The organism is Paenibacillus sp. YAF4_2 (assembly GCF_052113225.1).
Lineage (GTDB): Bacteria > Bacillota > Bacilli > Paenibacillales > Paenibacillaceae > Pristimantibacillus.
On the sequence record NZ_JBFRCT010000008.1, the window covers coordinates 257860 to 276262 of the forward strand.

Genomic DNA, 18403 nt, shown 5'->3' on the forward strand with positions numbered 1-18403 from the left:
TGCTGCTTTACACCCCGGCCTGCCGAATTGATCGGCAGGCTTTCTGTTTGTTAAGTGGCAAGGGGCATTTTTTGAAGATATACAATAATTGAATTTAGCAAACGCTTTCAAAAATTGTTGATCGTTCGAATACTGTCCGTATACGGCCTCGTGCTGATGAGATTAGAGTGATTGTACCGGGAGCCAAAGTCCTGGGGCAGCGCTTCAGACTGATGCTGCTGCAAGTTATTAAACTTACTTATATGAGGGGGCAATGACATGCGGAAAAAAGTAGTCAGTTTCATCTCCGTCCTGCTGGCGGCAACGACAATGATGTCAGCATGCAGCAACTCGGGCGGCAACAATGGCAATGGCAATACGAATACGGGAAGCAGTCCAACTGCCAACAGTTCCACAGGTACGGACAGTGGGAAGAAAGTTAAGCTGACCGCCATTATGACGAAGCATCCTTTGACGAAACCTCTCAAGGATATGGAATGGCTGCAGCAAGTGGAAGACAAAGCAGGGGTCGAGATTGAATGGCAGGAAATTACGGCTGATTGGGATCAGAAAAAAGGGACGATGCTCGCGAGCGGCGATGTACCCGATCTCTTTATTGGTCCTAACGTAATTACCGATGCGGACTTCGCACAGTTCCAAGGCTTGTTCCAAGATCTATCCGGTATGCTGGATCAAGCGCCAAACGTTACAGCGATGTTCGAAGCGAAGCCGGAGACGAAGAAGATTGCCGAGCAGTCGGACGGAAAAATCTTTGGTCTTCCGAAATATCAGCGGTATTGGCCTTCTACGGCTACACGTATGTACATTAACCAACAGTGGCTTGATAATCTGGGTCTGAGCATGCCTGCAACTTGGGATGAATTATATGATGTGCTTCTTGCATTCAAAGAAAAGGATGCAAACGGCAATGGTGATCCTAACGATGAAATTCCGATGGACTGGCCGGGCGGAATCGGCGGTTATTTCAACGCTGCTTATTTACTGAGCGGTACAGGGATGACCCTCACAGATGGCAGTCCGCAAGGTTACTTTGTTGAAGATGGTAAAGTGAAAAACTATCTCGTCGACGAGCGTTATAAGACGATGGTTACTTTCCTGAACAAGCTGAATAAAGCAGGTCTCATTAATCCGGAAGTATTCACGCATGATTATACGAAATACCAGTCCGTTGCCCGCGGCGAAGGGGATATGGCGAAGGTTGGTTTTACGTTCGGATGGGTAGCTTCTGACCGGTTCGGCGAGCAGCTTGCTCCGCAATACACCTCGATGTCGCCAATAAAAGCTACTCCGGACAGCGCGGTATCTTGGAGCTATGACTATAACTCCTTGAACTATGGTATTAACCAAATTGTGATGTCAGCCAAATCGAAAAACAAGGAAGCGGTTATGCGCTTCATTAATGAGCTGTACGCTCCTGATATGGGGATGCAGGTTCTCTTCGGATCCCTTGGGCCAAACATTAAGGATAACGGAGATGGCAGCTATAGTGTACTGCCGCCGGCTGATGCGAAAATGGATCCAGGCACATGGAAATGGACATCTACGATGGCCGATAACGGTGCTTTCTATATCCCGGATACGCTTCAATTGACGCTGGGCAAAGATATGCAGGAGGTTCTCGAGCAATCGAAGCCAATTGACGCCATTCAGATTGACGTAGATAATGACGTCTTCCCTGGCTTCCTCAAATATTCTAGTGCAGATAACAGCACGATGGGACTCAATAATACGAACGTCATGAATCTGGCGAATACCAACTTTGCCAAATGGGTTACAAAAGGCGGCATCGAATCAGATTGGGACAGCTATGTGAAGGAAAGCGAGAAAGCAGGTCTCAAGCAAAACCTTGAAATTATGCAGAAATACTACGACGAATACAAAAAGCAATAACGAGCAGGGGATCTGCTATGCCGCTTTCCAGAGCGGCGTAGCAGATCCGGCATGTAAAGGAGGGATATTAGCCTATGCGAACACGTGGAGGAGGACTTCGGACATTACGGCGGGATTATCAGCTTTGGATCATGATCGCGCCTGCCATTGCCGCTGTTCTAATCTTTAACTATATTCCGATGTACGGGATTCAGCTTTCGTTCCGGGACTTTGATTTTATGAAAGGTCTGACCGGGGGCGAATGGCGAGGCTTGGACTATTTCAAGCAGTTTATTGATAGTTATCTATTCTCGGATCTGATGCGCAACACGTTTCTGATCAGCTTGGCGACGATTATCGTTGGGTTTCCAGCGCCTATTATCCTCGCTTTGATCTTGAATCAGATCCGCCGCAAGCGGATGAAAACGTTGATGCAGACGACCGTTTATTTGCCGCATTTTATATCTATTATCGTGCTCGTTGGGATGATGAACGTTCTGATGTCACCGGAGACGGGTGTCATCGGTTATATGATGAAGGGTCTTGGCTTGGGACATATCAACCTCATCGCCTCCACCAATACGTTTATTCCGGTCTATGTGCTCTCAGATATTTGGCAGCATTGCGGCTGGAACAGCATTATTTATTTGGCAGCGCTGTCAACAGTTGATCCGCAGCTGTATGATTCGGCCAAGATCGATGGCGCGAGCAGATGGCAGCTTATCCGGAATGTAGATATTCCTGCTCTAATCCCAACAATTCTAATCCTGTTCATCCTTAGTATGGGGAATATTCTTAGCACCGGCTTTGAGAAAATTTTCTTGATGCAAAACTCGCTTAATTTGCCCGTCTCAGAGGTTATCGCGACCTATGTGTATAAGATCGGGATCATATCCAATCAATTTAGCTACGCTTCTGCCATCGGGCTCTTTAACACGGTCATTAACTTCGTATTCTTGTTTGCGATGAACGCCATATCGAAAAAGATGTCTAATACAAGCTTGTATTAAGACAGTTTTCAGAAAGGAGGGGTCTACCTTGGCACTTAAAGGTTTAACCGGAAAGGAATTAGCTTTTCACATTGTGCTGTATGCCTTATGTGCAGTTATTTTTCTCATCATCGTTTATCCGCTGTACTTTATCATCATCGCTTCCTTTAGCGATTCAACGCTGGTCTCGACGGGCAAGGTGCTGCTGTTTCCGAAGGGGTCAAGTCTATTCGGGTATAAGGAAATATTCCAGGATAGCCGTGTGTGGATCGGATATCGGAACACCTTGTTTTATACCGTATTTGGCACATTCGTAAACATGCTGTTTACGATGCCCGCTGCCTATGTGCTGTCCCGGAAGGAATTTAAGGCGAGACGTCCAATCATGTTTCTGTTTGTCATCACGATGTTCTTTAACGGCGGCCTTATTCCAACCTACCTGTTAATGAAAGACCTTCATCTGACGAACACGTTTTGGGTATTTATTTTACCTTTTTGCGTCAATATTTTCTTTTTGATTATTGCTCGTACCTTCTTTGAAACGGCGCTGCCTGCGGAGCTGCATGAGGCCGCTGTAATGGATGGCTGCTCGCATTTCATGTATTTCGCCAAGGTTGCACTGCCATTGTCCAAGGCCCTAATCTCTGTTATTGGCCTCTATTACTTGGTAGGGCATTGGAATGATTTCTTTACGGGTCTGATCTACATTCGGGATAACAACCTGCAGCCCCTTCAAATCGTGCTTCGCGACATCCTTTTGTCTAATCAGGTGTTCCAAAACGGTGCGGGTACAGGTGGTGGAGCTGCGTCGGGCGGCTATGCCCAGCGGTATGCGGACCAGATCAAATACGGCGTCATTATCGTGTCGTCTCTGCCGATTCTTATGTTATATCCGTTCCTTCAGAAGTATTTCGAGAAAGGGGTTATGATCGGCTCAGTTAAAGGATGATCTCAAATGAAGAGAGGAGAATGTTCGAAGAATGCGAAAATCATATAAGCTGATTTTGTCCACGTTAATTCTTACGTTAGTGATTCCAGTAACTGTGATGGGGAGCGGGGCAACCACTGCATCTGACAAGGAGCCTGGCACAAGTGGAGAGCCGGCTGCACCAACCTACAGCAATGTATCGGTTCATGACCCTTCGATCGTCAGAGACGGCGACAACTTCTATGTATTTGGCTCGCATATAGAGGCTGCCAAATCAACCGATCTGATGAATTGGGAAACGTTTACGAACGGATATACCACTCCAAACAATGTGATTTACGGGAATCTATCACAGAATCTCGCGACATCTTTTAAGTGGGCCGGGGAAAATGATTCCGACAGCAAAGGCGGCTTCTCTGTCTGGGCGCCGGATGTTTTCTGGAATGACAGCTATGTCAATGCGGATGGAACGAAGGGCGCTTACATGATTTATTATTGCACTTCGTCCACATACATCCGCTCGGCAATTGGTTTTGGTGTGTCCCAGAACATCGAGGGTCCGTACACGTATGTGGATACTCTCGTTTATTCCGGATTTACAGCAGGTGAGGCATATGATGCTAATAGCGTCATTAATAAGAAATGGACAAACACGAATATCCCGCAGTTGATTGAGGGCGGGAAACTAAGTGGCTCCAGCGACAAATGGTTTAATAGCGATGGTACTTTCTCCAACATTACGTATCCGAATGCGATTGACCCGCAGCTCATGTTTGATGAGAACGGTAAGCTGTGGATGTCTTACGGTTCTTGGTCAGGCGGCATATTCACGCTGCAGATTGATCCGGCAACAGGCAAAGCAATCTATCCGGGGAAAGACTCCGTAACGAAGGATGGAAGACTAGTAGATCGTTATTTTGGAACGAAGATCGCTGGCGGCTTCTACAAATCCGGTGAAGGTCCTTACATGGTCTACAACAAGCAAACGGACTATTATTATTTGTTTGATACAATCGGTTGGCTGGGTGCAGACGGCGGCTACAATATGAGATTGTACCGCTCCAAGAATCCGCTTGGTCCTTTCGTAGATGCCGCAGGGAAGAGCGCTGTACTTCCGGGTGACACCGATGTGTCCGCATTCGGTAATAAGCTGATGGGGAACTTCCTCTTCAAGCGTGAAGTTGGCGACCCTGGAACAGGCATCGGCTACGGCTATGTTTCGCCAGGACATAACTCGTTCTATCAGGACCCGGATACCGGCAAAATGTTTCTAGTCTTCCATTCCAGGTTCCCGCAGAAAGGCGAGTTCCACGAAGTTCGTGTGCACCAGATGTTTATGAATAAAGACGGCTGGCTTGTCACAGCGCCATACCGTTATTCGGGCGAATCCCTTGAGAAGGTAAAGCGCGAGGATCTAATCGGCGAATATAAATTTATTAATCATGGCAAGGGAACAACGGCTGACCTTGTAGAGTCCAGCTACATTACGCTGAATAAGAGCAATAAGGTGACGGGCGATGCAGCGGGGACTTGGAAGTCGACAGGTCATAATGAAGCGGAACTCACTTTGGATGGCAAAACGTACAAAGGTGTGTTCGTGAAAGGATGGGACCCTAGCTCCGAACAATTCGTTATGACATTTACAGCTATGTCTAATGAAGGGGTTACCATTTGGGGCAGTAAGCAGGAGGATCTGAAAGACTCGCAGATCGTTGCGGATATTAAGGCAGATTTGAATATTGGAGATACCAGTCGAGTCATTGCGAACCTGGATCTTCCTTCTGAAGGCATGCGTCATGCCTCGATTACATGGACATCAAGCAATCCGGATGTTGTGTCGGCAGCAGGTGTGGTCGTTCGTCCGGACTCTGGCTCAAGTAATGCAGCCGTAACGTTGACCGCTGTCATTACGAAGGGAACCGTGACAAGCTCGAAGGTCTTTAACTTAACGGTGCTTCCGTATGAAGATGCTACGCTTGTCGCGAAGTATTCGTTTGAAAATGATTTGACAGACTCCACGGGCAGCTTTGGGGCAGGTTCGGTCACAGGTAATCGGATCGACAATACGGGAGGTACGATATCGTATACAGATGGCGTTGATGGCAATGCTGCGGTATTGGATGGGGCGTCTGGTGTACGTTTGCCAAACAAGCTGATCGACAGCAATCAATATTCCGTATCGCTGTGGGTGAAGCCCGAGCAGTTGACGACTTATACAACAACTTTCTTTGGAGCAAAAGACGGCTACAACTGGGTCAGCCTGCTCCCTAAAGGGCCGGTTGGCGATAATACCATGGTATGGTCGGGCAGCAATGTCTGGTATGACGGGATCGCAGGACTAACTATTCCAACAAGCTCGTGGACACATCTAGCTTATTCCGTTGATAACGGAACTTTGTCCGTATATGTTAACGGGGAACTGAAGTTTAGCGGTTCGAACTTCCCGGATATTTTCACCGGAACCGATTCGGTCTTCAGCCTTGGTGTGAACTGGTGGGATACTCCGTTCAAAGGACAGCTTGATGAGCTGCAGGTATATGAAGGAGCACTGAGTCCACCTCAAATAGCAGAATTGGTGAACCCATAAGTAAAAAAAGAAAGATCGCCGGCTTAGCCTGTTTTATCAGGTAGTCGGCGATCTTTTTGTTGTACACTAGATTGCATCCAACATACTCGGTGTGTTAATCGTTAATATCGCGCCTAAGTTGAGGCTGATTCCATTGGAGCAAATCCAACATGTGAACAAATAGAGTTACTTGGCGATACACTCGGAAGAAAAATTCGACTGTGCACGCAATCTACCGTTAATTTCCTGTGAATTTGACTACCCGATATTCATAGCTCCCAAGCGCAAGCCGGGTACCGGGAGCAAGCAACTCCTCGCTTAACACATCGACGCTTGGGCGCGGGATGGTCACACTGCCGCCGATGCCGTCCATGTTGACGATGATCCATAGCTCATAGCCGTCACCGCGTCTTGGCGCGACAATAGTGCCAGGTGTTACATCCGAGCGGAGCGTCACACCAGATTTATCTGCATAATGCTGGATGAGAGCTTCCAGCAAACACTGCCCCTCGTCGCTAGTCGGCATGGAGCCGAGCATAACGATTTTACCTTTGCCATGCTGCTTCTCGGTGATAAATGCGAGGCCTGGTGTTAATCCGCCTTCAAGGGTGCCGATTACAGTGGCTCCTTCGGGCTTAAACACGCTGCTCCAAAGGGAAAGAGGCGCCGAATACCCAAATGCATGTCCAATAGCACCGCTGCCATCCATCGGGTAGGTGTAGACAGCTTCTACTCCAGCAAGCCGCTCCAGCTTGCCTAGGGCGGAAGTGGTATGAATCGTATGCTCCTCCGTTCGGCCGCCGGTGAGAGGGCCGATGACCCAAAATCCACCAGCCTCTACAAACTCCGTTGCCCGATCCATAAATTCCTCTGACATGTAAGGGAGAAATGGAGTGAACAGCAGCTTATATCCGACTAGCTCCGAGCCCTCCGGTACAACATCCCGGTGAATACCTGTGTTCAGGATTCGTGTGTAAAAGTCGGTGATGAGTCCGCGATGATTCAGTTTGCGGTGCGGCTCTGTTTTCAGGAATACCTTAGCTCGGTCCGAGTAGGTTAAGGCTACTTCCGCCTGCGCTGGTCGTGTGGACAAAATCACCGCTTCAATGTCCCGCCTTGCCTGCTCCACTTCAAGCACATTCGAATATCCGACTGTTGGCTTGCCCCAAGCGCTTAGAACAGAGCCATGCGGCTGCTCACAGCCGGCACGCTGCTGCCGCCAAAGCCAATAGCAGAAAGCTTCGGCGCCAAGTGCATAAGCCGCAACAGCCTCTGCTCGCAAGTAGCCGTTTGGATGAGGTTTTGCATAGCTCTCAAGCGACCCTGCGAAGGATGGGCTTGTCTCCATAATCCAGTAATCCCGTCCCCGCTTGAAGCTGCGAAATAGGTCATTGTTGATCAAAAAGGCTGGCACATGATCCGTTGTGGCGTAAGTATCAAAGGAGGCAAAATCCAATCCGCGGAATAGTCGCTCATTATCTACACTAAAAGCCATACTGCTGTTATGGGTAATTGGTGCATCGGAATACATCCGAATAATCGCTGCTTGCTCATCAGCAAACTCCGCAATCTTCTCCATCGAGAACTGCTGGTACATCGTCTTAAGGGAGGAATTATGCAGGAAAGGCGCTGGCCCGGGCTGTGGAACCTGATCGAAACGATGATAATATTCGCTCCAGATTTGAGTTCCCCAAGCATCGTTTAGCCGTTCGATCGTTCCGTAACGTTTCTCCAGCCATTGATACCATAACGAGAGACAAGTCCCGCACATACACTCGGACACATGGGCTTTGAATTCATTATCGAGCTGCCAGCCGATTAGACCAGGCAAGCGGCCAACGGCCCTTGCGATATGCTCTGTAATGACAGCAGCCTTCTCCCGGAAGGAAGAATGGTTGGTACAAGCATGCTGCCGGGAGCCATGTCCCATTGTCTGCAGCTGCTCATTCACATACATTCGATCGGGATGACCGTGGCTATACCAGATTGGTGGTGTTGCAGTTGGCGTACACATAATCGTCTCGATCCCATTTTCATACAACCGTTTAATCATACGGACAAAAAAGTCCAAATCGATTTCGCCTTCATGAGGCTCCATGGTCGACCAGGCGAATTCACCAATCCGAATGACATTTATTCCGGTTTCCTTCATTAGTCGAATATCAACCTCAAGAGCCTCTTCGTCCCAAAGCTCCGGATACCATGCAGCACCGTGGTAAAGCTTCTTTCCCATGTTCATCACCTATCCTTCATGATTCTTGCAGTTTCACTATAGGCGCTAGGCAACACCTGAACAATCGTACAATTTTGCTTGGTTTGACTGGGCTTTCTACTATTTTGACGGGTTTGGATTATCTTGATTTGCACCTGCAACCAGGGTTTGGAAGGGCTTACACAAAAATGTACGATTGGCGGAAAGGCATTATCGGTTCAATAATAAGGGCATGAGAGGCAACCAATACTTGGAGGTGAACGTGAATGAAGCAGGCGGCTGCTCCCAGCCCGATCGAGATGATGCAGAAGACGAATACGAACAAATTGAGAAGACCTAGTGTACTGGGAAGGCTCAAGAGAGATAAGTGGCTGTACTTGCTGCTAACTCCGGGCCTGTTATATTTCATTATTTTCAAATACGTGCCGATGTGGGGTGTAATGCTGGCATTCAAAAACTATCAGCCCTTTTTGGGCTTTTGGAAAAGTGATTGGGTAGGACTTGATCATTTCCATGTCTTCTTCACTAATCCTGAATTTTTCATGCTGCTGCGAAACACTTTAATACTCTCCTTATACAATCTGGTATTCTATTTCCCGGCACCAATTATATTAGCTCTTCTATTAAATGAAATTAGACTAGCTTTCTTCAAAAGAATTGTTCAGACGCTCATCTATATCCCGCATTTTATCTCGCTCGTTATTGTAGCAAGCTTGACCTATGTGTTTCTGACGACCGAAGGTGGTCTAGTTAACGAAATGCTGCAGAAGTATTTTGGCAGCAAAGTCGACTTCCTTTCTAGTCCCGAATGGTTCCGGCCGATGATTATTATGCAGACCATTTGGAAGGAAACCGGCTTTGGTACGATCATCTTCCTAGCTGCCCTGGCCGGTGTTGATGTAGAGCAATATGAGGCAGCGATTACGGATGGAGCGAACCGCTGGAGACAGTTGTGGCATATTACACTCCCATCGATTCGAAGCACGATTATTATTTTGCTGATCTTGCGGATGGGGGACGTGCTGGACAATGGATTTGAGCAGATCTTCCTCATGCTGAACCCCCTTAATAGGGACGTAGCGGAAGTGTTCGATACGTATGTGTACATGATGGGGATCACACAAGGAGCATTCAGCTATAGTACAGCTGTAGGTTTGTTCAAAGCGGTTATCGGTGTCGTCCTGGTGCTTGGGGCGAACTGGCTTGCCAAGCGTTTCGGACAGTCCGGCATCTACTAGGTTGCTTACGAAGGAAGAATCACCACCTATGGCATAGGTATGGCAATTCTTTAAGATTTCGCTTACGAAGTAAGAATTTCCACCCATGGCTACAACTGAGCCATTAGTGTGGTAATTCTTTTGAGGAGGAGAAGCAAATGGCAAAACAATATAGAAGTGTCTCTGGAACGGCGTTTGACATCACCAATCTGATCGTGCTAAGCGTAATCAGCTTGCTTGCCGTGCTGCCTTTTATATACATCATAGCGGGGTCGTTCGCATCTGACGCGGAGTTAACGAAAAGAGCTGTGTTCCTTATACCTGAGACGTTCACGATAGCGGCTTACCAGTTTATTTTCTCAACGGATACGATATTGCAAAGTGTTAAAGTGTCCATGTACGTTACCATACTTGGGACATTAGTCAACTTGTTCTTCACCGTAACGATGGCGTATGCGTTATCGAAACGGAATCTAATGGGGCGTAATACGGTGCTTAACCTGATCGTCTTCTCAATGCTGTTTGGCGGCGGTCTTATTCCAACTTATCTCGTTGTACGTGACCTGCATTTGCTGGATTCGTACTGGGCTCTAATCCTTCCCGGTGCAATCAGCGCCTTTAACCTGATCATTGTGAAAAACTTCTTTCAGGAGCTTCCTGCCGAGCTGGAGGAGGCAGCGAAGATTGATGGATGTACCGAGCTTGGGCTACTCTGGAAAATAGTGCTCCCGCTCTCGATGCCAGTGCTGGCAACCTTTACGTTGTTTTATGCAGTTGGGCATTGGAATAACTTCTATTCCGCGCTCTTGTACATCAATGATCCACAGAAGTGGCCGCTTCAGGTCATGCTGAGACAAATCGTACTCCTGTCGCAGACGGCTGCTGGCGACATTAATTCGATGGACCCGAATTTTGTTGCACCGCCAGACCAATCCATTAAGATGGCGGTTATCGTCATTGGAACCATCCCAATTCTGCTCGTCTATCCGTTCCTTCAGAAGCATTTTGCTAAAGGCGTCTTGATCGGTTCGGTCAAGGGGTAATACGGATTACGATATAAGCAACGCTTAATGTATTGTTAACGCAATTATTAAAAGGAGGCGCTAGTAAAGATGAACAAAAAGACGCAGAAATGGGTAGCAACAGCAGCTCTTGGAACATTGGCAGTATCAGCACTTGCAGGCTGCAGCGGCAATAAGGAAGAGAGCGCAGATCCCGAAGCATCCTCCGCAGCGACAACAGAAGCTTCGGCAGCAGCAACGGCCGAGACAAACGAGAAGCCGCTAAATATCAGCATCATGCTCCCGATCTTCAAGACAAACTTCCCTAAAGACGACGGTCCTGTGGTTACGGAGATTGAGAAAAAAACCAATACAAACATTCACTTTGAATGGGTGCCGAATGCTTCTTATGGAGATAAATTCAATATCACGCTGGCTTCGACCAAGCTACCTGAAATCATATATGTACCTGGTTCCAAAGATCCCAGCTTTGTGAATGCCGTCAGATCCGGCGCATTTTGGGAGCTGGGCCCTTATTTGAAGGATTATCCGAATTTGAGCCAGGCGAACGAGGTCATTATGAACAACTCCTCGATCGACGGCAAAAACTACGGTATCTACCGTGGACGTGCCCTTGGGCGAAACGGAATTGTATATCGCAAGGATTGGCTGGAAGCAGTAGGCCTCTCGCAGCCTAAGACCATTGATGATTTCTACAACATGCTGAAAGCATTCAAGGAGAAAGATCCGGATAAGAACGGTAAGGATGATACTTACGGTATGGTGCTGGTCAAATGGACCGGTGCCTGGGCAAGCGCTTTTGATACAATCAAGCTGTGGTTCGGCGCACCAAATAAATGGGGTATTATAGACGGCAAGCTTGTACCGGAGCATCAGACACCAGAATATTTGGAAGCGCTCAAATTTATGAAGAAGCTGTATGATGAGAAGCTGATCAATCAGGATTTTGCCGTATTTGATTCAGCGAAATGGGTTGATCCAATTGTTAATGGCCAAGCCGGTGTCATTGTAGATGTTACCGATACTGCTGGCCGGATTGAAGATAAAATTCATGCGGCACTAGCGAAGGAGAACAAAGATAATCCGGAATCGCAGTACATGGACAATATGATTGGGGTAACAGGTACGGATGGTGCTTTAAAAGCACTGCCGACTTCCGGCTTCGCAGGCTTACTTGCGATTCCTAAGACAACGGTTAAGACAGAGGAAGAGCTCAAGCGTGTATTGAAATTCCTTGATCAAATGAATGATGATGACCTGACTACACTAGCCGGTTATGGCATAGAGGGTAAGCATTACACGAAGGACGGCGAAGCTCTTGTTCCAAGCAAAGATGCAGCGCTGCTGGAATCCGAAGTAGAAGGACTAAACCAAATGCTTCCATACATCCCGGCAGGACGAGGGCTTACTGTACAGCAAACGCCGCTTCGTCTTCACACAACGGAAATTCAGAAGGAAGCTGAGCAATACATCGTTCCAAATCCGGCTGAGCCATTTATCTCTAATGTCTATTCGCAAAAAGGCCAGCAGCTCGACAACATCATCAACGACGCACGTATCAAATTTATTGTTGGCCAAACCGATGAAGCTGGCCTTCAAGCTGCATTCGAAACTTGGAAAAAATCCGGCGGTGACGATCTTGTGAAAGAAATGAATGACCTTTACGCCGATTCTGCGAAATAAACCAAATAAGCGTTGTCAGAGCACCCATCAAAACTCCAAAGGGAGGATGGGTGCTTTGGCATGAGAATCTCTGATTTTCGAACAAAATAGTCTGAATTTCCTGCTTCCATTTATTCCAAATTTATTATAAGGTCAAGTTTATAATTAAAAGAAACGGGGGAATTGGATGCTCCAAGGAAGAAAAATATGGCGGAACCGGACTGAAAGCGGTAAAGGACGGTTTTTCAGAAAAAGCTTAATTATGATCTTCATCGTTTCCGGTATTCCCGGACTTATTATTGGAGCTCTTGTCTATTGGATGGCCGGCGGCCGTATAGAAAGTGAATTGCTGCAGCTTCATTACCAGCAGATTGAACAGCGCTCTGAGCAATTAGACGATCAATTAAGCAATTTGGAGCTTCTGCTTTCCCACTGGGCTTTTGATAATAAATTTGACTATAGCTTGAATGGACTTGATTTTGTTCATGAGTTTAAAAGAACGGATGACATTACAAAGACGCTGATTGCTATGCAGGGCTCAAATGCCTTAGTCAAGAAGGCAGAGCTGTTTGTTGGCGGAGACAGCAAGGTTCTGTTTAACCCTGAATATACACCGCTGCAAACAGAGCAGGATTTAAGCATCTATAATAAGCTGATTCACGGTAAAACGGTGACCTACTGGACGCAATGGGCTTTTGATCCTACTCGTCCGGAGGAGAAGGATTTAACGCTTGTTCACCATATTCCCGGCGGTAGTCCAAATCCGTTTGGCGTTCTGGTCTTCCGATTCGACAGTGCCAAAATCGCCAGCTTGCTTCAGACGATGACACCTTATTACGAAGGTGAAGCATTCATACTGCAGAAATCAGGGGATCTTTATGTTTCTGCTAACGGAAGCGCTTCCAATTCTCCGTTTGTGCAGGCGCTTCGTGACAAGATCGACAACATGAAGGAGGAGAGAGGTTCATTCTTCTTCGAATGGAAGGGCTCGACTTACACCGTCTCCTACGGAAGCTTGTCCAGAATTTCGGATGAATGGCTGTATGTGTCGGCTTCGCCAATTACAAGCATTATGTCTCCGGTGATGTTCATATCCAAATTGATTATTACGGTTAGTCTCATCGCGCTGCTCCTAGCAGCATTGCTGTCGTGGCTGGCTTCTCATCGGATCTACTCCCCTGTAAAACGGCTGGTTACGATGCTTGGCGGTCATTCTGGGGAAGCAGCATGGGGCAGGCTGGATGATGAATTTACACTGATTGAGCAACAGTATCAGCATCTTCATAAGGAGCGGCTTGAACTGAACTCGAAGCTTGAGGAGCAGCTTCCGCATGTGAAGGAAAGCTTCCTGCATCAGCTTCTGCAAGGCTATATGTACGCCTATTCCGAAGAAGATTTGCTGCGCCGAATGGAGCATTTCAAATGGGAGGTACAAGGACGTCAGTTTGTCGTATTGTTCATCCAATTAAATGGAATAGCGAATATGGACGAAACGTTCCGCAGCGGAGATGAAGGGCTGGTAACGTTCGCCGCCGTTAATATGATGAAGGAGCTCGCCTCTAAGCATTTTGAACAGAGTGATACGCTCAACTTTCATGATTTGACAGCAGGAATTGTGCTGCTTATACCGGAAGGTTGTTCCCATAAGGCAGAAATCGAAGCGTTTAGTGAGGAGTTAACGACCTCAGTTAACCGAATCTTGAGAATGCGGGTGACGATGGCGATCAGCCGTCAAACGGCACAAATTTCCGATCTTCCGAATGAATTCGAGCGGGTGAAGCAGGCGGTCAGCTACCGCAACTTTGATAATGCCAATCAGATTATTGATATGGAGCAGGGTGTGCTGGATGGAGAAGCATGGGCGGAGCCGCAGTATCCGTTTGCACTGGAGCGTGAGCTTATTCAGGCGCTTCGGACAGGCAAAGAGGAAGAAGCGTCTGAGCTGCTGCAAGCTTTTATCGGTACATTATCCTGCCAAGGCGCCAAGGAAATTGATGTTCAGCAAGGAATGCTTCATCTGCTTGGCAATGTACAGCATGCGATTATGGTGTCCGGCGTCAATCCGAACCGGCTGTTCAAAGGTGTGAATATGTATGAGCAGCTATCGCAAATTCGCGAGCCGAAGCGGATGCAGTCGTGGTTCAAGGACAAAGTACTTGCTCCATTCCAGAAGGAGCTGAGCTGCCGCTCGAATTCTGAAGTCAAACGCCTGATTGAAGGCGCGATGATTTATTTGCAGCAAAATTATAGACATGATATTTCGCTAGATAACTGTGCGGAGCATGTCGGTACGAATCCGTTTTATCTTAGCAAATCGTTTAAAGTCGTGACGGGGAAAAATTTCATCGACTACCTGACAGAGCTTCGTATTGAGAAGGCGAAGGAGCTCCTTCGTGATTCGGAAATGAAAATCAACGACGTGGCTGAACAGGTTGGCTATCAGCACAGCTACTTCAACCGGATCTTCAAAAAGCTTGAAGGCATGACGCCAACAAGCTATCGGGAGCAGAGCCAGCACTTGTAAAACAAGATCGTACAAACCGGGCAATAATGTGCAAATCGCATTTGGGTACTCCTGCAATAATGTCTCATTGAGCGTTAATAAGCGTTTCCCTACAATGAGGCCAAATGGAAGGAGATGAGTGCATGGCTTTGAACAAAACAATTCAGTTGAACCGTTTATCGCAAAAGGTGTCCATGCCTGTTGGTATGACTTGGGGTGTTCCTTGGAGGGAAGGTGAGCTCCGCCGGGATGAAGCTTTATGTCTTACAAGAACGGAAGACGGTACGGCCGTTCCCATGCAGCATTGGGCAACCGCCTACTGGCCGGATGAAAGCGTGAAATGGACCGCTCATGCTGCGGCAGAACCAGAAGGCGGAGCAGATGCTTATTCGCTGACCAAAGGCGAAACTACATCTCCAAGGCAGCAGATTATAGTCACTCAGACAGATGAAACAATTCAGCTTGATACAGGTGTCATGGTGTTAACGCTTGGCAGAAGCGGCAGTCAGTGGCTGCACAGTATTACCCGTGGCGGTGCCGAGGTGTGCAGCGGAGGCGAATTGGTAGGCTTGAAGGAAACTAGCAGCGAAGCATCTGGCATCAAGACGACTCGGTCAGAACCATTCGAGAGCCAGGTACACCGGATGGCCATTGAGCAGGAAGGACCGGTTCGAGCTGTTGTGAAAATCGACGGCAGACATCGTGCAGCGGGCAGTTCAAGAGAATGGCTGCCCTTCTCTATGAGGCTGTATGTCTATGCAGGACTAGAAACGATTCGGATCGTTCATACGTTCTATTACGACGGCAATCCGAATGAGGATTTTATTAAAGGGATAGGAATTCGTTTTGCTGTACCAATGAGAGGTGAGCATTACAATCGTCATGTCCGGTTTGCCGGCGATAGCGGGTTGTTCGCTGAATCACCCAAAACCCTCCATACACGAAGAACAAAAGGGAAGTACCGGGATCTGTTCGAGGAGCAGACCCTAGGACGTTCAGTCAGCTTTGATCCGGAGGAGGACGCCTATTTCCTCAGTCTATTAGATGACTCCGCAACATGGGACAGCTTCAAAGTGATGCAGCAATCATCTGAGCATTATCGAATTTGGAAGAGGACAAGTGAAGGCTGCAGCTGGGTGAAAGTGACGGACGGACGGCGTGCAGGTGGTATGGCTTATGTTGGTGGTTCTGGCGGTGGTCTCGCTTGTGGTCTAAGAAACTTCTGGCAAAAGCATCCCTCCGGATTCGAAGTCCATGGAACCGCACAGGATCAAGCTTCGCTTACGGTATGGCTGTGGTCCCCTGATGGGGAAGCGATGGATTTACGGCATTACGATACGAAGACTCATGTGGAATCCTCGTACGAGGGGGCGGAAGAGCTTCGCGCGACGCCATATGGCATTGCCAACACAAATGAACTGACCTTGTGGTGTACAGAGGAGACTCCGGCTCCAGAGCTGCTGGAACAAATGAGGCAGGAAACAGATCATCCATCACTGCTAGTGTGCGAGCCAGCCTATTATCATGAGGCTGGAGCGTTTGGGATTTGGAGCTTACCGGATCGTTCAACCGAAGCGAAGCGTGAGCTGGAGGAGCGGCTTGATGGTATTATTTCCTTTTACCAAGATGAGGTCGAGCAGCGGAAGTGGTATGGGCTATGGGATTACGGCGATTTTATGCACAGCTATGATCCTGTCCGGCATGTCTGGAATTATGATCTAGGCGGATGTGCATGGCAGAACACCGAGCTTGCACCAAATATGTGGCTGTGGATTATGTTTCTGCGTTCGGGCAGGGAAGATATTTTCCGAATGGCAGAGGCGATGACCAGGCATACAAGCGAAGTGGATGTTTATCATTTTGGCGAATATGCGGGCTTAGGCTCGCGTCATAACGTTGTCCATTGGGGCTGCGGCTGTAAAGAAGCAAGAATCGGAATGGCCGGCCTGCACCGTTATTTTTATTATTTGACAGCGGATGAGCGGATTGGCGATATGATGGATGAAGTGAGAGACTCGGATTACACAACGGTTAATCTGGATCCGATGCGGTATTATTTCCCGAAAGACGAGCATCCAACGCATGTTCGGGTTGGTCCTGACTGGGCGGCTTTCAGCTCTAATTGGATGACCCGTTGGGAGCGTTACGAGGACACGGCTTACCGGGATAAAATACTGGTCGGAATCAACTCCATCAAAGGAGCTAATTATGGACTGATCTCAGGTCCAACTTACGGTTACGATCCGAAGACAGGTGTCTTAACACCGATGGGTGATGACAACTGGGGTCGGCATTTAGCCATTTGTATGGGCGGTCCGCAGGTCTGGTTCGAGCTTGCTGGTATGCTGAAGGACCCACAGTGGGAAGAAATGATGGCCGAATTAGGCGTGTATTATAACAAGTCCCAGGAAGAAAAGGATAAGCTGACCCATGGACAGATCAGCACGAAGCGTTTCGAGCATCCGGTGCTTAGCGCGGCGATCGTCGCCTATGGCGCTTACTATAAGAAGGATGAAGAAACGGCTAGGAAGTGCTGGGGGATTCTGTTAGGTAATCCGTTTGCAAACGTTCATCTGCAAGAGGAAGCTTCGATAGTGACCCATGTCGATACACTCAGGGAAATTGACTGGATGAATACAAACGAAGCAGCGCAGTGGTCGCTCAATACGATTATTGCTTTGGAGCTGATTGCAGACTATCTTCCTGAGCAGCAAGAGCTGAAGCTGCAGGAGCAATCCAAATGATGGAATTAAGCAGGCTCATTCCTGCTGAGTGGAGAATGATTTATAACAATCCGCTGCAAACAGTTGATGATGTACGGGAGTACCGAATGGAGGGAGACGCAGCGGTCTCCTTTCCCATGGGTCGGATGCGGCTGGAAAGTACAAGAGACGCTGCTGAAGGACAGGCTGCTAATCTCGTATTCTGGTGCCCGGAGCAGTTCCCGGCGGACCTCGCGGTAACCTGGGATTTTTGGCCTGTGCGGGAGCCGGGGCTGGCTATTGTTTTCTTTTGTGCGATAGGAAAGGACGGGCGAGATCTTTTTGATCCGAGGCTTGCGGAGCGAAGCGGGATATACGATCAATATCATCATGGGGATATTCACGCTTTTCATATTTCTTACTTTCGCAGGCGATACCCGGAGGAGCGGCAGTTCCATACTTGCAATTTGCGGAAAAGCTTCGGCTTTCATCTTGTCGCACAAGGAGCAGACCCGATACCGGATATCACGGATGCTGCTGGACCGTACCGGATGCTGCTGATGAAGCAGGGGACAGAAGTGTTGTTTGCGATTAACGATCTGGTGTTGTTCAGCTGGCAGGATGACGGCACAACATGGGGACCGCTGCTTGGAGAAGGCAAGCTTGGCTTTCGTCAAATGGCACCACTTATTGCTGAGTATGGTAATTTACAGGTGTATGCCCCATAAAGGTC

11 protein-coding genes are annotated in these 18403 nt (G+C 48.0%); 10 read left to right on the forward strand and 1 reads right to left on the reverse strand.

Annotation, left to right across the window (positions count from 1 at the left end):
- The first annotated feature begins 258 nt into the window (after positions 1 to 258).
- The 4 genes from AB4Y93_RS19670 to AB4Y93_RS19685 all read left to right on the forward strand — a co-directional run bounded on the left by AB4Y93_RS19670 (position 259) and on the right by AB4Y93_RS19685 (position 6373).
- A complete protein-coding gene (locus AB4Y93_RS19670) occupies positions 259 to 1890 on the forward strand; it encodes an ABC transporter substrate-binding protein (RefSeq protein WP_441894552.1) in 1632 nt (543 codons plus the stop codon).
- A gap of 74 nt (positions 1891 to 1964) precedes the next feature.
- Positions 1965 to 2879 carry an ABC transporter permease gene (locus AB4Y93_RS19675; RefSeq protein WP_441894553.1) on the forward strand — a complete coding sequence of 305 codons (915 nt, stop codon included), beginning with the start codon at positions 1965 to 1967 and terminating at the stop codon, positions 2877 to 2879.
- A 28-nt stretch (positions 2880 to 2907) separates the two neighbouring features.
- Entirely contained in the window at positions 2908 to 3807 is a 900-nt protein-coding gene (locus tag AB4Y93_RS19680) for a carbohydrate ABC transporter permease (protein WP_167277132.1), read from the forward strand.
- A 31-nt stretch (positions 3808 to 3838) separates the two neighbouring features.
- Complete coding sequence (locus tag AB4Y93_RS19685) at positions 3839 to 6373, forward strand: LamG-like jellyroll fold domain-containing protein (protein WP_441894554.1); 2535 nt, start codon at positions 3839 to 3841, stop codon at positions 6371 to 6373.
- A 217-nt stretch (positions 6374 to 6590) separates the two neighbouring features.
- Here the strand turns inward: AB4Y93_RS19685 and AB4Y93_RS19690 are convergent, their stop codons facing one another.
- Entirely contained in the window at positions 6591 to 8585 is a 1995-nt protein-coding gene (locus AB4Y93_RS19690) for a beta-galactosidase (protein ID WP_441894555.1), read from the reverse strand.
- 245 nt (positions 8586 to 8830) lie between these two features.
- Here AB4Y93_RS19690 and AB4Y93_RS19695 point away from each other — a divergent pair, with 245 nt between their 5' ends.
- From AB4Y93_RS19695 to AB4Y93_RS19720, 6 genes are all read left to right on the forward strand, one after another.
- On the forward strand, positions 8831 to 9802 hold the full coding sequence (locus AB4Y93_RS19695) for an ABC transporter permease (RefSeq protein ID WP_441894556.1): 972 nt from the start codon (positions 8831 to 8833) through the stop codon (positions 9800 to 9802).
- 137 nt (positions 9803 to 9939) lie between these two features.
- Complete coding sequence (locus AB4Y93_RS19700) at positions 9940 to 10824, forward strand: carbohydrate ABC transporter permease (RefSeq protein ID WP_441894557.1); 885 nt, start codon at positions 9940 to 9942, stop codon at positions 10822 to 10824.
- Between the two features lie 69 nt (positions 10825 to 10893).
- Entirely contained in the window at positions 10894 to 12486 is a 1593-nt protein-coding gene (locus AB4Y93_RS19705) for an extracellular solute-binding protein (protein ID WP_441894558.1), read from the forward strand.
- A 166-nt stretch (positions 12487 to 12652) separates the two neighbouring features.
- On the forward strand, positions 12653 to 14989 hold the full coding sequence (locus AB4Y93_RS19710) for an AraC family transcriptional regulator (protein WP_441894559.1): 2337 nt from the start codon (positions 12653 to 12655) through the stop codon (positions 14987 to 14989).
- Positions 14990 to 15111: 122 nt separating this feature from the next.
- Entirely contained in the window at positions 15112 to 17712 is a 2601-nt protein-coding gene (locus AB4Y93_RS19715; RefSeq protein ID WP_441894560.1) for an exo-rhamnogalacturonan lyase family protein, read from the forward strand.
- On the forward strand, positions 17712 to 18398 hold the full coding sequence (locus tag AB4Y93_RS19720; protein WP_441894642.1) for a DUF1961 family protein: 687 nt from the start codon (positions 17712 to 17714) through the stop codon (positions 18396 to 18398). The genes AB4Y93_RS19715 and AB4Y93_RS19720 overlap by 1 nt, the downstream gene beginning before the upstream one ends.
- The last annotated feature ends 5 nt before the right edge of the window (positions 18399 to 18403 follow it).

Bases quoted from the DNA above. Each gene is read 5' to 3' on its own strand.
- AB4Y93_RS19670 (WP_441894552.1), top strand. From the start codon at position 259: ATGCGGAAAAAAGTAGTCAGTTTCATCTCCGTCCTGCTGGCGGCAACG.
- AB4Y93_RS19675 (WP_441894553.1), top strand. From the start codon at position 1,965: ATGCGAACACGTGGAGGAGGACTTCGGACATTACGGCGGGATTATCAG.
- AB4Y93_RS19685 (WP_441894554.1), top strand. From the start codon at position 3,839: ATGCGAAAATCATATAAGCTGATTTTGTCCACGTTAATTCTTACGTTA.
- AB4Y93_RS19690 (WP_441894555.1), bottom strand. From the start codon at position 8,585: ATGGGAAAGAAGCTTTACCACGGTGCTGCATGGTATCCGGAGCTTTGG.
- AB4Y93_RS19695 (WP_441894556.1), top strand. From the start codon at position 8,831: ATGAAGCAGGCGGCTGCTCCCAGCCCGATCGAGATGATGCAGAAGACG.
- AB4Y93_RS19700 (WP_441894557.1), top strand. From the start codon at position 9,940: ATGGCAAAACAATATAGAAGTGTCTCTGGAACGGCGTTTGACATCACC.
- AB4Y93_RS19705 (WP_441894558.1), top strand. From the start codon at position 10,894: ATGAACAAAAAGACGCAGAAATGGGTAGCAACAGCAGCTCTTGGAACA.
- AB4Y93_RS19710 (WP_441894559.1), top strand. From the start codon at position 12,653: ATGCTCCAAGGAAGAAAAATATGGCGGAACCGGACTGAAAGCGGTAAA.
- AB4Y93_RS19715 (WP_441894560.1), top strand. From the start codon at position 15,112: ATGGCTTTGAACAAAACAATTCAGTTGAACCGTTTATCGCAAAAGGTG.
- AB4Y93_RS19720 (WP_441894642.1), top strand. From the start codon at position 17,712: ATGGAATTAAGCAGGCTCATTCCTGCTGAGTGGAGAATGATTTATAAC.